The sequence below is a fragment of the Pseudoduganella sp. HUAS MS19 genome (assembly GCF_053615455.1).
This window is the reverse complement of sequence record NZ_CM132133.1, coordinates 3,818,275-3,840,761: the sequence shown is the minus strand read 5'-3', so window position 1 is coordinate 3,840,761 and position 22,487 is coordinate 3,818,275. Positions and strand designations below refer to the sequence as shown.

Sequence of the window (22,487 nt, the reverse complement as noted above, 5' to 3'; positions counted from 1 at the left end):
CGCCGGGACGGCGGGCGTGCTCGTTGTCGCCACCTTCCCGAGCCTATCCCCGAACACGAGCGAAGGAGTGCGCCATGCGCCAACATTCAACAACGTGGTTCCAGGGGTGGAATATCCTGCTCAGGTGTGCTGAGTTCCGATGTCAGGATGGCTCACTGAAATACGCCTCGACCGCCATACTCAAACATTTGCCAACATCATCGGAATGCACCCGCCTTCAATGGCCGGAAAAGATGATGCGGTCGATTGTCTTTCCGGATGATGCATTCGAGTCGCAGGAAGACGCCAATACCGATGCGATGTCAAAAGCCCGGCGTCAGATTCTCGGAATGAATGGGGACAGGGACAGGTTAGGGGGACAGGTCATGGAAAGCACGCGCGACACCAGTGCGCACCAGGAATCGGATGAAATCCTGGCGGCACAATATGAGATCTCGTTCGATGGGAGGCGGTACGCATTTCGACAGCACCACTATGATGTCTTCCGGGATGCCTTGGAATATGCAGTCGCAGAATATGCCAAAGCAGGCTTTTTGCGCGACGATGGGTTCCAACCGAGCTGGGCGGCTACATATCAACCAAGCGAAGAAGAAGAATGCGTGATGAGACTGCATGGCATCGCCTATGTCGAAGGGCATTTTCTCTATGGCGCTTACAGGTATGACCAGCTGTGTGACGCGATCGCGTTTGCCGCCAGCCATCCGAGCTTGTAGGCCCAGGATCGGGAAGGAGCGCAAGTATGGAGAAGTATTTGCAGTGGGCGGCTGAAGGTCTGCTTGCGTTAAGCTGGTGGCAACTATTGCTGTTCGGTCTGGTGAGCACGCATGTGACGATCGTCACGGTAACGCTCTACCTGCATCGGTGCCAGACCCATCGTTCCCTGCAACTGCACCCGATCGTGGCACATTGCTTCCGCTTCTGGCTGTGGCTGACGACGGGAATGGTGACGCGGGAATGGGTGGCGGTGCATCGGTGCCATCACGCCCATTGCGAAACGGCGAAGGATCCGCACAGCCCGGTCGTGCTCGGTATCAATCAGGTCTTGTGGCGCGGAGCCGAACTGTACCGCCGCGCGACAGGAGCCCCTGCTTTGGTCGACCGCTACGGCCGTGGTGCACCGGCAGATTGGCTGGAACGGCGGATTTATGGCCGGTACACATGGCAAGGCGTGGGTTTGCTGTTGCTGATCGAACTGGGCTTGTTTGGGGTGCCGGGCTTGACGCTGTGGGCTTGCCAGATGATGTGGATTCCGTTCCTGGCCGCCGGTGTTGTGAACGGCTTGGGGCACTTTGCCGGCTACCGCAACTACGACTGTAAGGAAGCTGCAACCAACATCGTTCCGTTTGGCCTGCTGATCGGCGGGGAGGAACTGCACAATAACCATCACACTTTCCCCACTTCGGCCAAGTTTTCGGTGCGCTGGTTCGAACTGGATATCGGCTGGACCTACATCAGCATACTGCGCTGGTTGCGGCTGGCATCGCTCCGGTGCCCTCCACAGCGCATGATGCGCTGCGCAGGACAGTTCGTGCCGACCTTGGCGACTTTGAAGCTGGTACTGGGCAATCGTGCGGTATTGACGCGCGAGCTGACAGTCCTGACGCTGGATGTATTCCGGGCTGAACGCACAGGCCTGGCGAGGCATGTACCGCATGCAAGCTTGATCCAGGCGAAGCGTCTGTTGCGCCATGCACCCTGGCGGCTCACGGAGGCGCAAAGGGCGGAGCTGGAGCAGGTGATAGGGCACAGTGCCCGGCTCCATGCCATGCATATGGCGCGGCAGGCGCTGGAGAAGGTATGGGAGCGTTCGCCGGCAACGCAGGACGAGCTTTTGACAGGCCTGCAGGCGTGGTGCGTGAATGCTGAGCGTTCCGGTCCGCGTCCCCTTCAGCGCTTTGCCAGGCATTTGGCGAGCTTTGGATAGCGAGATGAACCTTGCACTGACACACTCGACTGCGTGCCGGGAATTGCTCAACGAAGGAGACCTGGAGGACGCAGTGCGCTATTGCCTGGCCCAGGGCATCGAACCACCGGTCCCACCATGCTCCAAGGCCTCTCCCGATTATCTGCGATGCGTGGAAGTGGCAAAGGAAACCTTGTCAGACTATGGCTGGTGGGAAAAAAGGTTGAAGGTCCAGCACACGCGCGGTCGAAAGCAAACGGCAATGCGGGCACGCTCGGGTGTGTCGCCGCAGTCGCGTTCCAGAAACCCACCTTGACTTCGACTTCTTCAAGATTGCCATTCGAGCTGGCGCTTGGTTTATCGGGCGGTCTGGACCATTGCGCCAGCCGGCGAGACGAGGGGGCGCCAAGTCCTCGGCTTGCGGATGTCAGGAAGGGCAGACGTTGGTGGCCTTCTCGCCTTTGGGACTCGGGCTGCGCTCGAACGAGACGCGCTGGTTCTCGGCGAGCGATTTGAAACCAGTAGCCTGAATGTCCTGGAAGTGGACGAACAGGTCTGGTCCGCCTGAGTCCGGGGTGATGAAGCCGAAGCCTTTGGCTTCGTTGAACCATTTTACGATTCCGGTATGCATAGTCATGATAGTACCTCGAAAGATGTAGGTCGGCCGTTTCCGGCGATACGCGGCAACGAGCAGGGTCAACAAATGAGGGAATCAGACGGGAGTCGCCAGCGTTGGCGAGACAGGTACGAGACCGGCAATTCTTTAGCAGTGCTTGAAACGCGGTAAAGCTAATATACATGCCTTTCCGGCGAACCCCTAGCGATTTCTACAGAACGCCGCTCAGATTGCTGGCGAAAACCCGGCCTCCGAGGCATTGTGGGACGAGCGGTGCCGAATGGTCGGGCAGGCGCTTAGCCGGCAGCGACGTTTTGCCGGATGATGAGTTTGTTGTCCGATACGCGATGGCGCTGCCATTCACCAAACAGCACGCGCTGGAGCGTGGATTCGGCGATCCGGTGGTTGCGCAAGTACACGACGGCATAGCGCCAGCCGTGGGTGCGCAGCAGGTCGAGCGCGTGCTGCAAATGGCGAAACTGGACTTGATCGAGCCGGCGGTCGGCGCAGGTGCTATCCATGATTTCCTCCCATAGAAGAAGAGTTCCAAGCTACGACGGTAGCACGTCCTGCATGCTCGGGCCATCGGGATTTCATATCGTGGGCTGGCCCGGAGCCGGGTGTTGGCAATACGGGCCAGGAAAGAAGGCCGACGCGTGCGTGGGAATAGGCATACACTCAGTGCAGGGCTGCAAATCAGGAGAAGCAGCATGGAAATGCTGGACCGGAACTTTCTTTGCTCGGGCTACCGCACGGTGTTAGCGGCGGCGGGCCGATCGCACTACGCAAAGAACGCCTTGCGGCTGGGGAATCTGACGCCATGAAGCATCAACGAACATAGCGAACTGGGACGGAAATGAACGAACGCCAAAGACGCTCCGACACCGGTACCGCGAAGGCGGTGGCGCGCGGTGTCAACATCCAGTCGGTGCGCAACCGGGCGCTGGCGCAGAAGTACATGGAATACAGGCGCGTTCCCCCGGGCGTGATTGCGCGAGTGCTTGACATGCCTTTGTTGCGTCGGGCACCCAGTACCGATCAGATGGTCTCGGAGGCTATCACGCCATCCTCCGCCTCGCCGACGCCCGACACGGCAGAGGACTAGCACGATAGGGAGGCGCACTATGAGAAAGCATCGGGTGGAAACGCGGCAGCTCGGGCCGGCCCAGTTGCGCATACTGTTGACATTGGCGCGCGACCTGCTGCAGACAGACGAGGCGCAAGGTTCGTTGGCACTGATCGGCCGCGCGCTGGCGGAAATGGTGCGGTTCGACTCGGCCTTGCTGCTCCTGCGCAGCGATCGGATGGATCTCGTTGAGTTCGACAGCCACGGTATTGTGCATTCGGCAGGTACCGGCCATCCGCTCTACCGCGCCGCCGTGCGCATGACTGCCGACGCGGTAGCCGGCGTGGATGCGCAGCGCAACGCCGAACAGCAGCTTGAATACGGAGGGGCGCGCCAGATGGTGCTGGCCGTGCCGGCGCACGCCGCAGCGGTGGTACTCGCAGTCAGCTGGGATCATGACGTGGATTCAGCGACGCAGGATGCCTACAAACGCGCACTCTCATACATTCTGCAGCTGGCTGGGGCAGCGCTGGGAAAAATCGAGTCGCAGACTTCACTCGAGCAGCTTCTGCGCGAGCAGCGCCAGAAGATTGCTGACACGTCAGTGGCCCATGCCGAAGAACTGAAGCAAAGGGACGAGGCGGTGAGCGAGATGCGGATGCTGTCGCTGACCGACGTGCTGACGGGGCTATACAACCGGCGCGGCTTCTTCCTGCAGGCCGAACAGATCTATAAGCTGGCGCGGCGCAAGCGCACAAAGAGCGCCGTGATCTTCGCCGACATTGATGGCCTGAAGCGCGTGAACGATGAGCTGGGTCATGAGGCCGGAGATGGCATGATCCGGGATGCAGCGCTTGTGTTCCGCCAGTCGTTTCGTCATGCCGATGTTGTGGCACGCCTTGGCGGCGACGAATTTGTCGCGTATACACTGGACGACGAGCAGCCAGAGGTCATCCTGGCCCGTATTGAAGCCAATCTGCGCGCCTTCAACTTGATGCAGGAGCGGCCGTATTGCGTTGCGATCAGCGCCGGTGTCGTGCTGGTCGATTCCAGTGCCGAGAATACGCTGTCGCACTACGTCCTCCTGGCAGACGAACAAATGTACGCGCAAAAGCGGAGCCGCCTGCACTGAATCAAAGGCTTCCAGCGGCGACACTTCGCCGCGTCATGGCAACCATTTTTCGGTCACGGCAATTGCGCTGGCTGCGGCGCTAGGCGCGCTCTATCTGCATTCATCGAGTGGAGTAAGACCGTTCACACGGCTATGCGGTGTGGAACGGATCGCCATTCCGCTCGAAGCATGATGACTTTGCGATTAACTTGCGATAGCGCGCAGTGCACCGGAACCGACGTGATTGGTAACACCTTGCGCTTGAGTCATGCAGAGCATTAGTCCTTGCCGCCGACGGAGCGGGGCAGGGCAAGCTCTTGGGCCAGCTTCCGGTCCAGTTTGTAGATATCCTGGAAGAACAGGGCACGCCCCTGGCGGTCTGTGACGGCGGTGGCGTACAGCAAGACGACCGGCACCGGCGCCCGGAGTGTCACTGTCCTGGTGGGTCCTGGCTGCATTGCCTGTTCGACGCTGGCGCTATCCCAGCTTCCCTCATTGCGCAGGACGAACTGCGCAAGCGCCGCCGGCTGCTCCAGCCGGATGCATCCGTGGCTGAGGTCACGCCGCTGCTTGGCAAAGAGCTGCGTTGCTGACGTGGCGTGCAGATAGATGTTCAAAGGGTTCGGCATGGCGAACTTCACGGCGCCGAGGACATTGCGCGTGCCCGGCCGCTGCCGCACACGCACAGTGCCGGAGCGCAGCGCTTCCAGCGGCGCCATCCCGGCAGCGATGGGCTGGCCATTGATGCCGACCAGTTCCATGTCCTGCTTGTCAAGGTAAGAAGGGTCATCCTTGAGCTTGGGCATGATCTCTTGCATCGCGATGCTGCGCGGCACATTCCACGCCGGGTTGAATTCCAGGTATCGCAATTCGCCAATGAGCAGTGGTGTGGGCGTGCGCCCGGCGGTACCAACGATGACGCGCATCTCAAGTTGTGGCGCGCTGGCCGCGATGCGCGTGTCAAGCGCCCACAAGCGAAAGGATGGGACGTTGACAACGATGAGCGGGCCGCGCGGCAGCGGCGGCATCCAGCGCAGGCGCTCGAGCGTCAGTTCAAGCTGGAGGATGCGCTGCGCCAGCGGGACCTGCAGTGCAGACAGGGTGGCGTTGCCGGGAATGCCGTCCTGTTCCAGGCCGTGCCGCAGCTGGAAGCGCCTGACACCGGTCTCGATGCCTGGGCTGTATACCCCATCGGTGAGCGGCGCCTCGTTTTCGCTTAAGTCGTCCAGCAAGATGAGGCGTTGCCGCAGGCCGGCAGCGCCGGAGTAGGGCATGCCCGGCACGAGTTTGACGCCAGCAGGTGGCGGCGGCAACGGCGGGAGCACCCGGTATTGCGGTTCAAGCAGGCGGTAGTGTGCCAAAGTCTGCTTGACGCGTTGGTAAACTGCAGTACGTGGTTCGGCTGCGCTGACGGCGCCGGAAAGCTGGCCTTGCTTGAGCGCCGTGCCAAGCAGCTCGGCGGCGTCAAAGCTGTCGCTTTCCACTGTCCGCGTAAATGCGATGAAGTCCGCGGCGGTGCGGCCCGCATGAAGGTCGGACAGGAAGCTGAGCATGGCAGCGGACAGCTCAACGTCAAAGCGTTGTTGTTGCTCGGCTTGGGCGTTGGCATCCGGCAGCGGAACTGATACCGTATAGTCCTCCGCCACCAGGCCTTGAGCGGCAGCCCCGCCGAGTATTTGCAACGCTTGCCGTGCCAGCCGGAGGTCGTCGCCTTGCCATGCCAGGGCGTGATCGTGCTGGCGGTAGAAGCGGTCAAGCAGGGCGGCAATCTTCCAAGCCCGCTGCCCGGCGCCTTGATGTTGCGTGCGATAGGCGTCCAGCAGGCTGGCAACTGCCCCCTTATCCCGCAGGTCGGCAAGGCCGGCTTGAGCGAAACAGGCCGGCGGCGTCAGGAAGATCAGGGATGCTGTCAGCAGGGCTGCGCCCAGGATTCGGCGGTCGCACATGGGTTTCTCCGGTCAGTTGAGACTGCATTCTGACCGAAGGTAGCGGCTCGCCGCCGTTTGGACCATGATCTGGGTCAAGGGCGACCCCGGATCGGACCGTTCAGGTCCTGGACAAAGGAAGTTGTACGCGTACTACCGTTCCCTGGCCGTCTGGCTTGCGCCGGATTTCGATCCTGCCGTGATGCAGGTCGACGATTTCCTGCACGATGGCCAAGCCCAGGCCGTGGCCTTCCGGAACCGCGCCTGGCAAGCGGTAGTAGGGTACAAACAGTTTGCCGATTTCTTGCTCAGGAATTGGCACGCCATCATTAGTGACGTCCAGTACAGCGCAGTTATCACCGCGTGACAATGTGACCTGGATCTCGCCATGCGGCTTCCCGTGTTGCGAAGCATTGTCCACCAGGTTTTGCAGTAGCCGCCGCAACTGCGTCGGATCGCCCCAGGCCCGGGCATCCTCTGCGACCTCTAGGCCAATGTTCTGGCCACGCCGGTCCAGCAGCGGCTCCATGCCGGCAATGACGTCGCGGCACAGGGCCCGCAGGGAAAGGCTTTGCATTTGCACTTGATCGCCACCCGCCACGATCCGGCTCAGTGTGAGCAGTTGTTCCGCCAGTTTGCTGGTGCGCCGCGCGCCGGCCATGGCCTGTTCGAGGGACGCCGTGCGTTGCCCGGGCGTGTTGGCGCGCAGGGCGTTTTCGAGGTGCAGTTGCAGTGCGGCGATCGGGGTCCGGATTTCATGGGCGGCGGCATTGAGGAAGCGTTGTTCGCGTTCAAAGGCGGCGCGGATGCGGTCAAGCAGATGGTTCAGTTCGGTGACGATGGGCGCCATTTCCATCGGTGTCCGAGGCAGGACAACCGGCTCCAGCGATTCCGGCTCGCGCGCCGCAATGCGGGCCGCCAGTTCGTACAACGGTCGCATATTCTGCAGGATCAGGAAGTTGGCTGTGCCCAGCATCAGCAAACCGCCAATCGCCAGCGGAATCAGGATCGATTTGCCGATATCGTTTGAGAGTTCCTGCCGCACCTCATCGTTCTCCGCCGCCAGCACCCAGACATTGCCGGACCGCAGTGCAAAGACTTGCCAGTTGGCGCCGTCCGTCTGGTTTTCGGAGTAGCCGGCACGGAGCGGCGCCAGCGCCTTTTTCGGTGCTGATGCCGACTTGGCGAGCAGCATGCCGTCGGCGCTCCAGACCTGGAATGCAATCTTGGTCTCGTAACGGTGGCCAAAGGCTTCCGGTTCGTCGCTGAGGGTGGTTTCCAGCTCGTGCGGCAGGGTGATGACAATCGGCTGGGCGATCGTGGCATGCTCCAGTTGCCGCGCGACCAGCGCCTCCAGCACGCGCGCCGACGTGGCCAGGCGCGCGCTGAATAGTTCGTCGGACTCATGCCGCGCCACCGCCCGTGCGCCGATGCCGATGCCGAGGAAGATCAGCAGCATGCAGAGCAAGGTGGCGGCCACCAGGCGTTGGCGGACCGAATACGAGCGCGTCTTCATATGGATAGGTCGCCCATGCGATAGCCGACTCCGCGGATCGTCTTGATGACAGATGGCACGATTTTGCGCCGCAAGTGGTGCACGTGCACGTCAATGGTGTTGCTTTCCGCTCCTTCGCCCCAGCCATACAGGATTTCTTCGAGCTGGGCGCGGTTGAAGACGCGTTGCGGGTTCTCTGCCAGCTGAAGCAGCAGCATGAATTCCAGCCGTTGCAGTGCGACCGGACGGCCTTGCCAGGTCGCGCTCAGGCTTTCCGGGTTGAGCGTAAGCTGGCCCAGGGTGAGCTGGTTGACCCGGCGGCCGCTGCGCCGACGCAGCAGCACGCGCAGGCGCGCCAGCAGTTCGTCCAGCTCGAACGGCTTGACCAGATAGTCGTCCGCCCCCAGGTCCAGGCCCTGCACCCGGTCGCGCGTGGAGTCACGCGCGGACAAGACCAGGACCGGGATCGGGTTGTCGCTGCTGCGCAATGCCTTGAGCACCTCGGTGCCGTCGAGGGTTGGCAAGCCGAGGTCAAGCACCACTATGTCAAACGGCGTGTGGGTGAGGGCCCCGATAGCGGCGGCGCCATCGTTGACATGTTCTACGCTGTAGCTTGCGCGCCGCAGCGCCGTCAGCAAGCCGCTTGCCAATAGGGGATCGTCTTCGACTAACAGGACTTTCAACGATGCTGCCTCCTTGTTACCTGCGCTTGGCGGCTATCTTCGCCAGCAACTGCTCGATCTCCCCGCGCCGGCCTTCGTCCGCCACTTTGCGGCCCGGGCGCGGCGCGGCCTGGAGCGCCTTGTTCAGGGCGCGTTCCGCTTCCGTGTAGTCGCCCTTGCGGAACAGATAGTCGCCGTAGAAGTAGTTGGGATCAATGCCGTCCGGGTTGATCGCCAGCCCCTTCTTCAGAAACTCCAATGCCTTCTTGTCATCCCCAAAGCCGATCGGCCAGCCGGGGACCTGGTAATACAGCGAACCGAGGCTGGTGTAGGCCGAACCGGATTGCGCGTCGGGATTGAGCGCGATCGCCTGCTCCAAAGCCCTTTTGGCATTTTTTACATGCGACAGCGCACCCAGGCCGCCCTTGGCGCCAGCATAAGTTGACTCAATGATAGCGTACCAGATCAGCACATCGGCGTTGCCGGGGTTGCTGGCGACGGTTTTCTGCGCTTCATTCGCTAGTTGCTCATACTGCGCTTCCTGCGCTGGAGCAGGGGTCTTGTAGCGGACCTGTTCCCACTTTTGCTGCAAGGTACCGACGTCCTCTGGTACGCCGGCAGCGGCAAGGGAGATGGGCAGCAGCAGGACGGTGGCAATTTTGAGGATAGTATTCATGTTGATGACTCCGGTGGGGGGTTACTTGGGCAGGTACTGGCGGATCACGGCCAGTTGTTTGCGGATAGCGTCGTCCGGCAGGGATGGCAACAGGCGGTTCAGCAGGACGAAGAAGCGTTCCTTGCGGCCCATGGTGGCTTGCCATGTGTCCCGGTCCAAAAACTCGGCGAAAGCGTTTGCCACGGCTTGCGGCGAGTCCTCGGCCGTTGCCAACGCGCTGTTCATGGCATTGACCGCGCAGCTGTTGATCGCGGTTCGTGTAGCACGCGGTGCGAAATGGCGCACCTCGATCGCGCTATCCGAAAGTTCGCGCCGCAGCGCCTGGGAGAATCCTGTCAGGCCGGCCTTGCTTGCGCCATAGGCCGCGAAGCCCGGATAGCCAAGCAGGCCGAGTACTGAGCCGATGTTGACTATCTGCGCCGAGGGCGCCCGGTGCAGCAGCGGCAGCAACTGGCGCGTCAGCAGCATGGGCGCCAGCAGGTTGGTCTCCAGCATCGCGCGGATGGCCTCAGGTGCCTGGGTCTCAAAGCTGTGGAAATGGCTGATGCCGGCATTATTGACCAAAAGGTTGATGCCATGCAAAGCGTGGGCGGCTTGCTCGATGGCTGTCAGCGTGGTGGGCGCGGTCAGGTCGCCGCAGACCACCTGTACGTGATCGCCCAGTTCGGCGCGCAGGGCGGCCAGCGGCGCCGGCTGCCGTCCCACCAGGATCAGAGCGTCGGCTTGCGGCGCCAGGCGGCGTGCGATGGCGGAGCCGATGCCGCCGCCAGCCCCTGTCAGGACGGCGCGCCAGCGTTGCGGTATGCGTTTTCCCATATCACGCCGCCTGTTCGAACACGGCGGCACCATGCGGCAGGCTGCGGAATACGTCACCGTACAGCTTGTACATCATGCGCGCGACGTGCAGTACGGCTTGCTGGTCCGCGTCGCTCTCGAGGCGGTTGACCAGGCCTTCGAAGAAGGCTACGTGGCTGATATCGAGGGTTCCGTGCGAATTCAGGTAGCTGAACGCCTCCGTTGGCAGGCCCAGGGCGCCACGCAGGGTATCGGCGGCGTGCGTCGCAAGGGCGGTGCTGGTGCCTTCGAGCACGTGCACCATACCAAGGAAGCCGACCGGGTTGCCGCGGTCGATCTGGTGGTAGGCATAGGCCACCAGCAGTTCGGTGCTGGGATGCGGCTGGCCGTGCCGCACCGCCTCCGGATCGCCGCCGCAGGCAGCTATATCCGACAGGATCCATTCCTGATGGCCGACCTCTTCCTCGATATACTCTGCAATGGCTGAGCGCAACCATTCGTATTCGGGACCGAGGCGGCTGCCACATGCCATCAGCAGTGGCACGGTGTGACGCACGTGGTGATAGGCCTGCGTCAGGAAGGCAATGTACTGCGCCGTTGTGGCTCGCCCGTGCAGCGCGTCCTGGATGATCGGGATGGCGAACATTTGCTGGTGCTCGGTTTCGCTGCCGGCTTTCAGTGTTTCGAAAAAGTTCATGCGGGTTGCTCCTGGGTGTCATACAGTGAAGTGATCAGCGCGGCATGCTGTTGCTGGATAGTGGCGCGGCGCGGGCGGCCATTGGGAGTCGCTTGGCCGTTGTCTGTTGTGAAGGGCGGCACGAGGGTCCAGCGCCGCACTTGGGCGTAATCGGGCAGCTCCTGGTTGGCCAGGTCTACAGCCTGCTGGACCTGGTGCGGCGTGACGTCTGGCTTGGCTGGCACCAGCAGTGCCGAGAGCCAAGGCCGGCCGTCGCCTACAACGAGCGCCTGGGCGAGTGCGCCGGTGCCCATCAGGGCCGCTTCCGGCCATTCGGGCGAGACGTTGCGGCCAAAACCGGTGATCAGGATGTCCTTCTTGCGGCCATCGATGTAGAGATAGCCGTCCTGGTCGAGGTGACCCAGGTCGCCGGTGGCGAACCATCCCGAGGTGGTGGGGGCCATACCGAGGTAGTGCGCCAATGCGCCGCCAACCTCAATTTCACCATCGTCGGCGATGCGCACCGGGCGGTGTGCCAAGGGCTTGCCGACGCTGCCCCTGCGTTCGCTGCCTGGCAGATTGAGCGCCACGACCGAGCAGCATTCCGACAGGCCATAACCTTCGAAGACCGGCAAGCCACGCGCGCGGGCCGCCGCCAGCAGGCGCGCAGGCACCTTGGCGCCCCCGATGGCAATAAAGCGCAGGCTGGCGGTGCGCGTGTCGGCAGGCGTCATCACTGCGAGCATGGCTTGTAGCATTTGCGGCAAGAGGATGACGCTTTGAGCCTGATAGTGCTCGATGGCGTCCAGGCAGCGCTGCGGGTCAAACCGGCTGGCCCCGGCCAGACCGACTTCCTCCAACGGCGGGCAAATTGTGATCGCGCCGCTCAACATGGCGGTGTAGGGGCCGGCGATGTTTTCGAGCAGGACGGCGAAGGGCAGCAGGCACAGATGGCGTTCCAGTCGAAGCGGCGCTACGCCTTGTTGCAGGGTGCGTGCCAGCTCCCATTGCTGGCCGGTGGACAGGCAGACACCTTTTGGGGCGGCCGTGGTGCCGGAAGTGAAGGTGATCTTTTGCGTATCGGCCGGCCCCGAACAATCAGGGGCTATGGCGGACTGGTACAGCTGTAGCAGACCGCCGCAGTCGATCGGGGCGCCGAAACCGAGAGCGCCCAGTGGTGCTCCGTGAGGGGCCAGCACTGCGCTGGCGCCACTTTCCCGCAATACGTGCGCCCATTGAGCGGGCGTGAAGAACAGCGGAAGCGGCACCAGGGTCAGGCCCAACTCCTGTGTGGCCAGATCGGCCGCCAGCCATTCGGGGCTGTTGTCGGCAAGGATGGCAACCGGCGCACGCGGCGCGCGGCGAGCTTGCAGGGCGCTGCGCAGGCTGGAAACGCGGGCCGCGACGGCGGTGCTATCGAGCAGGGTTCTCCCGTCATACAGGACAGGGCGTCCGGCCGGAAAGAGTTCATGAAAGTTGTGTGTGACCATAGTGGATATCGCCGAACATGACCTTGGGTTGGGTGTCGTAATAGCTGCCCCAGCGCTGGGCGCCATCGGGCAGGCGGGCCGGGTCGGCCGGCGCCAGCACATGCGGTTGCAGCCGCAGGCGGCTGAAGGAATTGAGCAGGCTGACGGTAGCGGTAAACACCACCCAGCGCAGGCCAAGGCTGTTCAGGAACTGGGTGGTGCTGACGATCAGGGCGCGCGCTGCGCCAGGGTGGTGCGCCGCCAGGTTGCCTACTTCGACAATGCTGGCGCGACCGACGGCGCAGCGTGCGTGGGCGCCGATAGCCGCTTCGACCGGCACATCGAGATAATGCTCGAGGAACAGCGGCCCCAGCGCTGCCGGCGTATAACCGAGAGCCGCAATCCAGTTACCGTCCTTGTCGCGCACGCCAAGCAGCACTTCGCCGAAGTGGTCCACTTCGGCGCCGTAACTGGTGCGAAATGAGTTCGCAATGAAGTCTTCCAGCTCACGGCGCTTGGGCGCGCCGCGCGGGAAATGCTCAATTCTGCTTTCTGCCGTTAGGTGGCGGACGGGGCCGGTTGCCGATTCTGCGTTGGCGCTCAACATGATATCCCTCAACGAACTTCCGATGGGGACGACTGTATGCAAGGAAGATTATCCCCAGATTAAGCGGCGGATAGTTGCGGCTGGCAGTGAGTATGAGCCAGGGTGGTGCGAGCCAGTCGTCGGGGTTCGCGTCCAAACGCTCGGCCACTTGATGTGCTTGCAATATTTACTTCGCGATACGGGGACTACTGCTATAATCGCGAAAAAGGGTGATCGCACGGTCTCGTACGACAGGATTTCGCGATGGTCGGGCCGCCACGCGTGGCTATTCACGTGCGTATCCCTGATGCATCCGACTTCCCTCCAACTCATTGGCGCTGCGCTGTTCGCTGTCGCCGTCCTGCACACATTCTCCACTGGCTGGTTCGAACGCATGGCTCACCGTCATCCGCGCCATGCCGGTATCTGGCATCTGCTGGGCGAGGTCGAAGTGGTGTTCGGCTTTTGGGCCATGGTGCTGGTGTTGTTCATGTTCGTCATCGATGGCAAGGAGGATGCCACGCGCTACATTGAGGGGCGCAACTTTACCGAGCCGATGTTCGTGTTTGCCATCATGGTGATCGCCGGCACGCGGCCCATCTTGCAGTTTGCCGCGCGCGTGGTGGCTTTCCTGGCGCGCCGCCTGCCGTTGAATCCCAATATTGCCCTGTATATCGTGGTGCTGACCCTGGTGCCGTTGCTGGGCTCCTTCATCACCGAACCTGCCGCGATGACCCTGGCGGCATTGATGTTGCGCGAGAATATCTACCGTCATCCGCTGTCCGCAAAGCTGAAGTACGTCACACTCGGCACCCTGTTCGTGAACGTCTCCATTGGTGGTACGCTGACAACCTTCGCCGCGCCGCCGGTGCTGATGGTGGCCGGTGTCTGGGGCTGGAACGTACCGTTCATGCTCACTACCTTTGGCTGGAAAGCCGCAGTTGCCGTTATCCTGAATACGGGCATTGCGGCGTTTTGGTTCCGGCGCGAACTCACGGCCATCGCCAGTGCGCCGGAGCGTGTGGATCCAGTCCCGTTCCCGATGGTGGCGGTGCACCTTGCTTTCCTGGTGCTGGTGGTGATGTTCTCGCATCATCCTGCGGTGTTCATGGGTGCATTCCTGTTCTTCCTGGGTTTTGCTCAGGCCTACGGGCGCTACCAGGACCCGCTGATCCTGAAGGAAGCGCTGCTGGTGGCTTTCTTCCTGGGCGGTCTGGTGGTGCTCGGCGGCCAACAGGCCTGGTGGCTGGAGCCGCTCTTGCTGGGATTGAATGAGGACGCGGTGTTCTACGGTACCACTGCGCTGACGGCAATTACCGACAACGCCGCTTTGACCTACCTTGCGTCGCTGGTAGACGGCTTGTCGCCGCAATTCCAGGCTGCGCTGGTGGCCGGTGCGGTGACGGGGGGCGGACTGACGGTGATCGCCAATGCCCCGAATCCGGCCGGCGCGGCAATTTTGCGCGAGGGATTTGACGACGGCGCAATCCGCGCCGAATATCTGTTGCTGGGTGCGCTGCTGCCGACAGTCGTCGCGGCTTGCGCATTCCGCTTGCTGTGACTGTCGCATTTACCTTAGGGACTTGCTCCGACGCCGCGGATCTGGCTGGATATGCGTGAGCTAGCTTTATGGCCCGGCAGCGCCGGCGGTATGGGATAGCGAAACGTGGTTGACCAGCAGCTCGACGCGCATGTGCTGCAGGTTGGTGAGCACCTGGATGCGCCGCCAGATGGGCCACCACTCATATAGGAAAATCTGGACCGGGCGCCACAGGGCGACCCAGCCGATGATGGTGAGCCCTTCCCGGAAGATGGCCGCTACCGGTCCGGCGGCGTAGGTGCGCAGCAGGTCGGCGAAGAGAATGCAGACGGCGACGAAGCAGCAGCCGATCACGAGGCTGAGGCGTCCCTGCCACAGCAGGTCGGACAGGTCGGCGCGCGCACTTTGGGCGCGCAGCGAAAAATGGTCATGTACCGCCTTGGACAGGCGCGCAGGTCCGCCGGCGTCGGCCGGGGCTGTGTCGAGGTGGACGGAAAGGTGCAATTGGCTGTGGGCGGGATAGCGCATCGCCCATTTTTCGATGTACTGCTCGGCCGCGTGGTCCAGTTCCTGCGTAAAAAACGGCGCAGGGTCAAAGGAATTGAACAGTTCGTCGAGCACGCCGAGTTGGAGGACGTCAGAAAGTTGCGCATAATTGAACTCTACATTAGCTGAAGGCACGTATGTCCGTCCATCATTTGCGTGAAGCGTTGCTGTTTCTGGGCTTGGCCGGCATCCTGGTGCCGCTCTTGCAGCGCCTGCGCGTCAACCAGATCGTCGGCTTCCTACTGGTGGGAATCCTGTTTGGGCCGCACGGCTTTGCCAGCTGGTTGCCGGCGGTACCCACGCTGGCCTGGGCCAGTTTCCAGGACGTGGAAGCGATCAAGCCGGTGGCGGAACTTGGTATCGTATTTCTCATGTTCATGATCGGGCTGGAGCTTTCCCCCGCTCGCCTGTGGGCGCTGCGCCGCGATGTCTTCGGCACTGGCCTGGCCCAGGTCGCGGTGACGGGCGCCCTGATCGCCCTGTCCGCTCTCGCCTTCGGCAACAGCGGCGCCGCGTCCGTCGCCATTGGCATCACGCTGGCCATGTCCAGTACCGCAGTGGCGATGGACCTGATGAGCCGCCAGCATACCTTGCGCACCACGCTGGGCCAGAAGTGCTTCGCCATCCTGATGCTGCAGGATCTGGCGGTGGTACCCGCGCTGATCCTGGTCGAGGGACTGGGCAAAGACACGGGCCAGGCCTTGTGGCTGACGCTGCTGCTGGCCGTGCTGCAGGCGGCGGCAACCATCGGCGTGCTGTATTACCTTGGCAAGCGCGTGACCAAACCGCTGTTTGCGTCGCCAGCGGTGCAGCGCCAACCGGAAGTGTTTGTGGCATTGATCCTGCTCCTGACCCTTGGCATCGCCGCCCTCACGGCGTGGAGTGGATTGTCGTTGGCGCTGGGCGCGTTGCTGGCAGGGCTGCTGCTGGCCGACAGCGAGTTCCAGTACGAGGTCGAAATCATCGTCGAGCCTTTCAAGGGTTTGCTGCTGGGCCTATTCTTCATGTCGGTCGGGATGGAGATCGACCTGCGCGTGGCAGCCGCCTATCCGCTGCTGCTCCCGGCCTCGGTGTTTGCGCTGCTGGCTCTGAAGGCCTCGGTGGTGGCGCTGCTGCTGCGCGGCCTGGGCTGGCGCCGGGCGCTGCACGGCGGTTTGTTGCTGGGGCAGGGCGGCGAGTTCGCCTTCATCATTCTCGCTTACGCGGTAAGCACGCAGGTACTGACGCGCGAGGGAAGCCAGTTTCTGCTGCTGGTGGTGGGCTTGAGCATGTTGCTGGCCCCCATGGCTGCGGCGGCGGGCAGCATGCTGGTGCGGCGTGGCGAGCGCGGCGACGACAGCGCGTCCGCGCTGGCCGGCGATCCGGTGGCGCGATTGAGCGATCACGTGATCATCGGCGGCTATGGCCGTGTCGGGCAGTTGGTTGCGGACGTGCTGCGGAAGCAGGGATTCGGATACGTCGCGGTGGAGCGCGACCGGCACCTGGTGGAAGTGGCACGGCGCGAGCGCCACGAGGAATGCGTGTTCACCGGCGATGCGTCATTGCCTGAAATGCTGCAGCGACTGGGCGTCACGCACGCCGCCTGCGTGGTGCTGACGATGGACGATCCACGCGCCGCCTTGCATGCCGTTGGAGTGCTGCGGCGCCACTACCCGGAGCTATGTCTGCTGGCGCGGGCGCGCGATGAGCGCCATGCCCGTGCGCTGAAAGCGGCCGGGGCGACCGAGGTGGTGTCAGAAGCAGTGGAGTCCGGCCTGCAACTGGCCTGCTCCGCGCTGACGGCGGCCGGGATGCCAATTGGCGCGGCGGATTTCCACGTGGACCGCGAGCGCGAGGAACTGCGCGCGAAGATCGACGCCCCGCGATGAATCGATAACGGCCAAGGAACGGCATGACGCCGTACAAGATCATCCTGGTGCACACCGGCCTACCGATTGACGCCGGTGCCGGCCGTGTGGCCGCGGCCAGTTCGGCATAGAGCGGCTCCTGGCGAGCCACTTCCGCCGCGATCTTAGATTTCGTACTGCGCCTGGTCGTCTCGGTGGTCTTCACCGCGCACTTGCCGCGCGCGGCATGATACCTCCAGCGTGAACTGATGCATCGCCTGGGGTTGTCTCGCAACCACGATTCGCAAAAGCTGTTCGCTGACAGGCCCCGACCGTGCGCGCCCGCTTGGCGCGTGCGTCCATAATGACGCGGGTCTGTGCACTGCACTCACTCAATGGGGCAACACATGAGTACCGTCAGCGATTTCCTGCTCAAGCGCCTTGCCGCATGGGGCGTACGACGTATCTACGGCTACCCGGGCGACGGCATCAACGGCATTCTCGGCGCTTTCGGGCGCGGCAAGTCCGGCATTGAATTCTTTCAGGTACGGCACGAAGAGCTGGCCGCCTTCATGGCATGTGCTCATGCCAAGTTCAGTGGCGAGGTGGGCGTTTGTCTGGCCACATCCGGCCCAGGCGCCATCCACCTGCTCAACGGTTTGTATGACGCCAAGCTTGACCACCAGCCTGTAGTTGCCATCGTCGGCCAGCAGAGCCGCATGGCGTTGGGTGGGGACTACCAGCAGGAAGTCGACTTGCTGTCCCTGTTCAAAGACGTCGCCGGCGATTTTGTGCATATGGCCACGCATCCGGCGCAGGTGCGGCACTTGGTCGACCGGGCCATGCGCATCGCGCGGGAGCGGCGCACGGTCACATGCATCATCGTTCCCAACGACCTGCAGGAGCTCAAGGCGGTCGAAACGCCTCCCCATGAGCATGGGACTGTGCATACCGGCATTGGCTTCACCGGACATGCCTTGGTGCCCCCGGAAGGCGAATTGCAGCGCGCCGCGGCCGTGCTCAATGCAGGTGGGAAAGTAGCCATTCTGGCTGGTGCAGGGGCGCTGCAGGCGACCGATGAACTGATCGCCGTCGCCGAGCGACTTGGCGCGGGCATCGCCAAAGCCCTGTTGGGTAAAGCTTGCGTGCCGGACAGCCTGCCCTATGTGACGGGCAGCATCGGCTTGCTGGGAACAAAACCCAGCTGGGATCTGATGGATGAATGCGATACCCTCCTGATGGTCGGCACGGGCTTCCCATATTCGGAGTTCCTGCCCAAGGAAGGCCGGGCGCGCGCTGTGCAGGTCGATATTGATGGACGCATGCTGAATTTGCGCTATCCCGTCGAAGTTGGTTTGGTCGGCGACAGCGCTGCCACATTGCAGGCGCTGTTGCCGCTGCTGGAACCCAAGCCCGACGATACCTGGCGCCGCCATATCGAGGAACAAGTGGCGCGTTGGTGGCGCGTGCTCGAAGCGCGCGCCATGAATGGCGCGAAACCCATCAACCCGCAACGCGTGTTCTGGGAGCTGTCGCCGAGGCTGCCCGAGAACTGCGTGATCACCTGCGATTGCGGCACCAGCACGGGCTGGTACGCGCGAGATCTGAAGTTGAGGCGCGGCATGCAGGCATCGCTTTCTGGCGGCCTGGCCACCATGGGTTCGGCCATCCCGTACGCCCTGGCGGCCAAGTATGTGCACCCCGACCGGCACGTCATCGCGCTGGTTGGCGATGGCGCGATGCAGATGAACGGCATCAACGCGCTGATCACCGTGGCCAAGGTATGGCGCGAGTGGAACAATCCGCGCATGACCATCATGGTGCTCAACAATCGCGACCTCAATCTGGTCAGCTGGGAGCAGCGCGCAACGGCGGGCGACCCGCGCTATCCGCCTTCGCAATCCCTGCCGGACTTCCCGTACGCGCGTTATGCCGAGTTGTTGGGATTGGGCGGGATGCGTGTCGAGCGGCCCCAGGATATCGCGGCTGCGTGGGATTCGACATTGAGCGCCGACGTACCCACGCTGGTGGAAATGGTCACCGACCCCGATATTGCCCCGCTGCCGCCGCACGTATCGGGCAAACAGGCACTTGCCTATGCCCGCGCCTTGCTGCAGGGCGATGCAGATGCCATGGGCATCATTACCTCGACCATCAGGGAAACCTGGGACGACTTGTTCCCGGCGGGCCGTTGAGCTGCAATCGGCGAATGGGTCGCCGACGGTCGAGTGCGCGCAATGGCATCGGCTCATCAGCCGGGTGATGCCAGCGATGCCCATTCGACCGGTCCGCAGTACGCTGAGATGACACGCGAACTGCCATCCCAAGTCAGGCCGCTGGTGGGCTGGTAGAAGGGGCTAGTCCAAAGTTTCAACCGCCCAAACCGGATCCCGACAGCGCCAAGCGGCAATTGCCGCAGCAATAGCGCGCGTATGCTGGTCAAAATCATGTCGCGTATTGGCGAAAAACATAAAACACGGTAGCCATCGCGGCCATTAGAATCGAGCGCGAAAAAAAGCAGACGAGGCGCATGTGCGCACCGGATCATCGAATTCTTTCCGTGGCTCGAAGGACTCGATGCGCCACCGCTTAGCCCTGACCGGCCTGTTCCTCTTTCGCTAGTTCGAACTGTACCAGTTCTATCAGTCGCATCCGGCCATCGATTCGACCCAAGGCTTTGGCATGACGCCGTACTGTCGTCGTTCTGCCGCAGCCGAAGCTGATCCTCCAGATGATCCATGGCTTGCTCGGTGTGTTCCGGAAGTGAATCCCTACAAGGAGAAGTTATGAGACATATATGGCCCGCGCTACTTTTCACCACGCTCGTCGCTTGCGGAGGTGGGGCAGGTACCGGCAATAGTTCAGCGGTAACACCTGCGTTGGGATCAACATCCCCAACGCCCGTCGCCCCGCCAGTTACCAGCAACGCGGGCTGTGGTGGCGGTTCCAAGATGAGCACCGGCATGCGTTCGCTCACCAGTGACGGGACCCAGCGCAGCTACTGGATCGAGATGCCGGCCGCCTATGACCGCAACAAGGCCTATCCCGTGATCATCGGACTGCACTGGCGCGATGGCAGCGCCGCCGATGTCTATGGCTGGAGCGGCTTTTTCGGGCTGAAGAATCTGTACGGCGACAATGCCATCTTCGTTGCCCCGCAGGGCCTGGATAAGGGTTGGGCCAACACTGGTGACCGCGACATTCGCTTCTTGCGCGCCATGATCAGCGAAATACAGCAGGGCGCGTGCACCGACGCCCGGCGTGTTTTCGCTACCGGCTTCAGTTTTGGCGGCATGATGTCCAACGCCATCGGATGCCAGATGGGCGACGTCGTGCGGGCGATCGCGCCCATGGCCGGTTCGCTCTGGAGTGGCTGTGCCAATTCGACCAACAAGGTGGCGGCCCTGTTCGTGCACGCCAAGGACGATAACGTCGTGCCCTACTCAGCGGGGATGGAGGCGCGCGACCTTTTCCTTAAGCGCAATAGCTGTAGCGCCACCACAGTACCCCTGGGTAGTAATGGCTGCGTAGAGTACCAAGGCTGCGAGAGCGGCAAACCCGTGGCTTGGTGCGGCACGGAGACGGGCGGGCACTGGTACCCGAATTTTTCGGCGCAAGAGTCTAAAGCCTTCTTTGACCGGTTCAAGTAGTTGCGCGCGCAGAAGGGCGCGCAGAAAGATGGTCCGGCCGCTCCACTGGTGGCCAAGCTGATTCTCTACGAAGTGGATCCGGTTTCCGGGGCAGCTTAATGCCTACAGTTCCGGGTCCCGTCTGAGGCCTCGCCGGTCAGGCAACACGTGCACGCCTTGCACATCCTTGCGGATGCTGTCTTTGTCCCGTGCGAATATACCGGCGATCAAGTTGGCATCCAGGCCTGAAAAGAGTGCGTTGCGCAGACCCGCATCTGTCCCGAACGCCGCCCGCGTCAGCAGCGCAATGGAAACTTTCTCAGAGGTATCGAGGTCGGTTCTGCGAGTCATAATGACAGGCTAACCTCTGATAGCTTGCACCATCGTTAATTGCAGCACCGATAGACCGAACTTTCATCGACATAATGATGGCGCTAGATGGATTGGGCAGGATGGGCGCGCCAGAAGTAGCCCGATAGCATGCGGGACAGTAGGACGCGGTAGTCTGTCCGGCGCCCGTGGCCGGGCATAAGGTATCCCCTGCGTCACTAGCTCGACGTTGGACCACGACTGTCCGGCAAAACCTGTTGGTGGCGAGATGCGCCGGGGGACCACCATTCGAAGCAAGGTCCGATTTTAGCGAGACGCCTATACATTGCCTGGAAAACGACAGTGGCCTTTGAGATTTCGATCTGAAATGGAATAATGGGTCTCAGCGGTTCCCAGTCGCAAGATTGTTGATGAATCGTTATGACCAGCAGGAGGTGATGATGCGCTCGACGACGGAAGGGCTTGGGTCACATAGTGTTCGGCATGAGATGTATACCGTAATTTGCAAGAGTGGCCAGCGTGGAATCGAGTTCAGTGATGCCCGGCTTGCAGCGTTGGCCTTCCTGCGTGCGCCGGCCTATGACAGGCCTTTCGTATTGCGCCACCAGGGAAATGCGACGCACGTGATTGCTTCTGCAAAGGCCGGAACAAAGCTGATTGAACCCGGACGGTCGGACGATACTTTCCGCACCGCTTACGAGTCGGTGGCCACTACCGGTGCATTCTAACGGGCCGGCATTGCGCTGGATATGTGCAAGCCGGTTGAAGCGTCGGGCGTGAAGGCCCGGTAGCAGGCTTAATTGGCTGCGCTATTGATGCGGAATGCTAACGCGTCGCAATCGTCGTGATGCGGCGTTTGCCCTGGTTCCGCATTACTTGGACCAATCATGAAAAGCCTTCTCTGCGCGACTTGCCTGATGTTCGCCGTTTGGTGTGTGGAAGCGCGGTCTGACACTTTCAAGGTCGGCTTCTACAATTACCCGCCCATGATGATCGAGAGCGAACGGACGGGGATATATCAGGAACTCCTCGATGAGCTGAGCAAGATTACGGGGCATCGTTTTCAAGTCCAGTACTTTCCTTATGCACGCCTAGCCAAAGAGTTCGACGTGGGGCGGATCGACCTCGAGCCAGGTGTGTTTCCCGGCTGGGTAAGGCAGCAAAGGGTACCCGGCAAGTTTTCAGTACCGTTTGGCAGGGTGGTCGACGTACTCGTCTTCGCCCCTGGCAAACATTTTCCTGTGCATACACCAAGGGATCTGAGTGGCAGAACGCTCGGATTGGTAAGGGGGTACGCCTATCCGGACTTACGCGAGCTGTTTGACAGTGGCGCAGTGCATCGCGCCGATGCCGTCAGCGAGACGCAACTCATGACCATGCTCGCTGCCGGACGGATCGATCAGATTTTGATCAACAAGGCGGTCGCGCAATACAATATGCTTCTGGTGCCCAAGTACCGTGAATTGGTGCTCGGCGACGTGTTGGGTTCGTTTGATGTATCGATGCGCGTCCACCCCAGCAAGAAAGCCTTGTTGCCGGAGCTGGACGAAGCCATCGTCGCAATGAAACGTTCGGGAGCCATCGCCAGAATCTACGCCAAGTACGGCGTGAGTCTCTGATCAGTTTCGGTAACATC

General features: G+C 62.0%; 22 protein-coding genes. 10 read left to right on the top strand and 12 right to left on the bottom strand.

The features are described from left to right. The first annotated feature begins 74 nt into the window (after nt 1-74). Nucleotides 75-713, top strand: a complete 639-nt coding sequence (locus ACWBU6_RS17325; RefSeq protein WP_452644661.1) for a hypothetical protein — start codon at nt 75-77, stop codon at nt 711-713. A gap of 26 nt (nt 714-739) precedes the next feature. Further along, complete coding sequence (locus ACWBU6_RS17320; RefSeq protein WP_452644660.1) at nt 740-1,924, top strand: DesA family fatty acid desaturase; 1,185 nt, start codon at nt 740-742, stop codon at nt 1,922-1,924. A 406-nt stretch (nt 1,925-2,330) separates the two neighbouring features. Here the strand turns inward: ACWBU6_RS17320 and ACWBU6_RS17315 are convergent, their stop codons facing one another. Together ACWBU6_RS17315 and ACWBU6_RS17310 are read right to left on the bottom strand one after the other, a co-directional pair. Then, nucleotides 2,331-2,540: a cold-shock protein gene (locus ACWBU6_RS17315; protein ID WP_452644659.1), complete on the bottom strand. Its 210-nt coding sequence runs from the start codon at nt 2,538-2,540 to the stop codon at nt 2,331-2,333. Nucleotides 2,541-2,815: 275 nt separating this feature from the next. Next, entirely contained in the window at nt 2,816-3,040 is a 225-nt protein-coding gene (locus ACWBU6_RS17310; RefSeq protein WP_452644658.1) for a hypothetical protein, read from the bottom strand. Between the two features lie 335 nt (nt 3,041-3,375). On the opposite strand from ACWBU6_RS17310, the gene ACWBU6_RS17305 reads away from it, so the two are divergent. Both ACWBU6_RS17305 and ACWBU6_RS17300 read left to right on the top strand, forming a co-directional pair. Further along, nucleotides 3,376-3,624, top strand: coding sequence for a hypothetical protein (locus ACWBU6_RS17305; RefSeq protein ID WP_452644657.1), 249 nt, complete (start codon nt 3,376-3,378; stop codon nt 3,622-3,624). 19 nt (nt 3,625-3,643) lie between these two features. Further along, entirely contained in the window at nt 3,644-4,717 is a 1,074-nt protein-coding gene (locus ACWBU6_RS17300; RefSeq protein ID WP_452644656.1) for a diguanylate cyclase domain-containing protein, read from the top strand. A 257-nt stretch (nt 4,718-4,974) separates the two neighbouring features. Here ACWBU6_RS17300 and ACWBU6_RS17295 read toward each other — a convergent pair whose 3' ends face one another. The 8 genes from ACWBU6_RS17295 to ACWBU6_RS17260 all read right to left on the bottom strand — a co-directional run bounded on the left by ACWBU6_RS17295 (nt 4,975) and on the right by ACWBU6_RS17260 (nt 13,001). Beyond that, entirely contained in the window at nt 4,975-6,642 is a 1,668-nt protein-coding gene (locus tag ACWBU6_RS17295; protein WP_452644655.1) for a L,D-transpeptidase family protein, read from the bottom strand. A 100-nt stretch (nt 6,643-6,742) separates the two neighbouring features. Continuing rightward, nucleotides 6,743-8,137 carry a sensor histidine kinase gene (locus tag ACWBU6_RS17290; RefSeq protein ID WP_452644654.1) on the bottom strand — a complete coding sequence of 465 codons (1,395 nt, stop codon included), beginning with the start codon at nt 8,135-8,137 and terminating at the stop codon, nt 6,743-6,745. Next, a complete protein-coding gene (locus tag ACWBU6_RS17285) occupies nt 8,134-8,799 on the bottom strand; it encodes a response regulator transcription factor (RefSeq protein WP_452644653.1) in 666 nt (221 codons plus the stop codon). Before ACWBU6_RS17285 ends, ACWBU6_RS17290 begins: the two co-directional genes overlap by 4 nt. 16 nt (nt 8,800-8,815) lie before the next feature. After that, a complete protein-coding gene (locus ACWBU6_RS17280) occupies nt 8,816-9,454 on the bottom strand; it encodes a tetratricopeptide repeat protein (RefSeq protein WP_452644652.1) in 639 nt (212 codons plus the stop codon). A 21-nt stretch (nt 9,455-9,475) separates the two neighbouring features. Beyond that, nucleotides 9,476-10,270, bottom strand: a complete 795-nt coding sequence (locus tag ACWBU6_RS17275) for an SDR family oxidoreductase (RefSeq protein WP_452644651.1) — start codon at nt 10,268-10,270, stop codon at nt 9,476-9,478. 1 nt (nt 10,271) lies between these two features. Continuing rightward, complete coding sequence (locus tag ACWBU6_RS17270) at nt 10,272-10,946, bottom strand: TenA family transcriptional regulator (protein WP_452644650.1); 675 nt, start codon at nt 10,944-10,946, stop codon at nt 10,272-10,274. Further along, the gene (locus tag ACWBU6_RS17265; protein ID WP_452644649.1) at nt 10,943-12,415 is read right to left on the bottom strand and encodes an AMP-binding protein; all 1,473 of its coding nucleotides are present in this window, start codon (nt 12,413-12,415) and stop codon (nt 10,943-10,945) included. Before ACWBU6_RS17265 ends, ACWBU6_RS17270 begins: the two co-directional genes overlap by 4 nt. Further along, complete coding sequence (locus ACWBU6_RS17260) at nt 12,393-13,001, bottom strand: thermostable hemolysin (RefSeq protein WP_452644648.1); 609 nt, start codon at nt 12,999-13,001, stop codon at nt 12,393-12,395. Before ACWBU6_RS17260 ends, ACWBU6_RS17265 begins: the two co-directional genes overlap by 23 nt. 286 nt (nt 13,002-13,287) lie before the next feature. On the opposite strand from ACWBU6_RS17260, the gene ACWBU6_RS17255 reads away from it, so the two are divergent. Continuing rightward, nucleotides 13,288-14,541, top strand: coding sequence for a putative Na+/H+ antiporter (locus ACWBU6_RS17255; protein WP_452644647.1), 1,254 nt, complete (start codon nt 13,288-13,290; stop codon nt 14,539-14,541). A gap of 66 nt (nt 14,542-14,607) precedes the next feature. Here ACWBU6_RS17255 and ACWBU6_RS17250 read toward each other — a convergent pair whose 3' ends face one another. Further along, nucleotides 14,608-15,201 carry a hypothetical protein gene (locus tag ACWBU6_RS17250; protein ID WP_452644646.1) on the bottom strand — a complete coding sequence of 198 codons (594 nt, stop codon included), beginning with the start codon at nt 15,199-15,201 and terminating at the stop codon, nt 14,608-14,610. Nucleotides 15,202-15,203: 2 nt separating this feature from the next. Here ACWBU6_RS17250 and ACWBU6_RS17245 point away from each other — a divergent pair, with 2 nt between their 5' ends. From ACWBU6_RS17245 to ACWBU6_RS17235, 3 genes are all read left to right on the top strand, one after another. Next, nucleotides 15,204-16,934 (top strand): cation:proton antiporter domain-containing protein, encoded by a 1,731-nt coding sequence (locus ACWBU6_RS17245; protein WP_452644645.1) that lies wholly within the window; start codon nt 15,204-15,206, stop codon nt 16,932-16,934. 365 nt (nt 16,935-17,299) lie between these two features. Then, a complete protein-coding gene (locus tag ACWBU6_RS17240; RefSeq protein WP_452644644.1) occupies nt 17,300-19,087 on the top strand; it encodes a thiamine pyrophosphate-requiring protein in 1,788 nt (595 codons plus the stop codon). 768 nt (nt 19,088-19,855) lie between these two features. Next, nucleotides 19,856-20,542 (top strand): alpha/beta hydrolase family esterase, encoded by a 687-nt coding sequence (locus ACWBU6_RS17235; protein ID WP_452644643.1) that lies wholly within the window; start codon nt 19,856-19,858, stop codon nt 20,540-20,542. A 102-nt stretch (nt 20,543-20,644) separates the two neighbouring features. On the opposite strand, the gene ACWBU6_RS17230 is transcribed toward ACWBU6_RS17235, so the two are convergent. Then, nucleotides 20,645-20,872, bottom strand: coding sequence for a hypothetical protein (locus ACWBU6_RS17230; protein WP_452644642.1), 228 nt, complete (start codon nt 20,870-20,872; stop codon nt 20,645-20,647). 389 nt (nt 20,873-21,261) lie between these two features. On the opposite strand from ACWBU6_RS17230, the gene ACWBU6_RS17225 reads away from it, so the two are divergent. Both ACWBU6_RS17225 and ACWBU6_RS17220 read left to right on the top strand, forming a co-directional pair. Continuing rightward, on the top strand, nt 21,262-21,579 hold the full coding sequence (locus tag ACWBU6_RS17225) for a hypothetical protein (protein WP_452644641.1): 318 nt from the start codon (nt 21,262-21,264) through the stop codon (nt 21,577-21,579). A gap of 159 nt (nt 21,580-21,738) precedes the next feature. Next, complete coding sequence (locus ACWBU6_RS17220) at nt 21,739-22,470, top strand: substrate-binding periplasmic protein (protein WP_452644640.1); 732 nt, start codon at nt 21,739-21,741, stop codon at nt 22,468-22,470. The last annotated feature ends 17 nt before the right edge of the window (nt 22,471-22,487 follow it).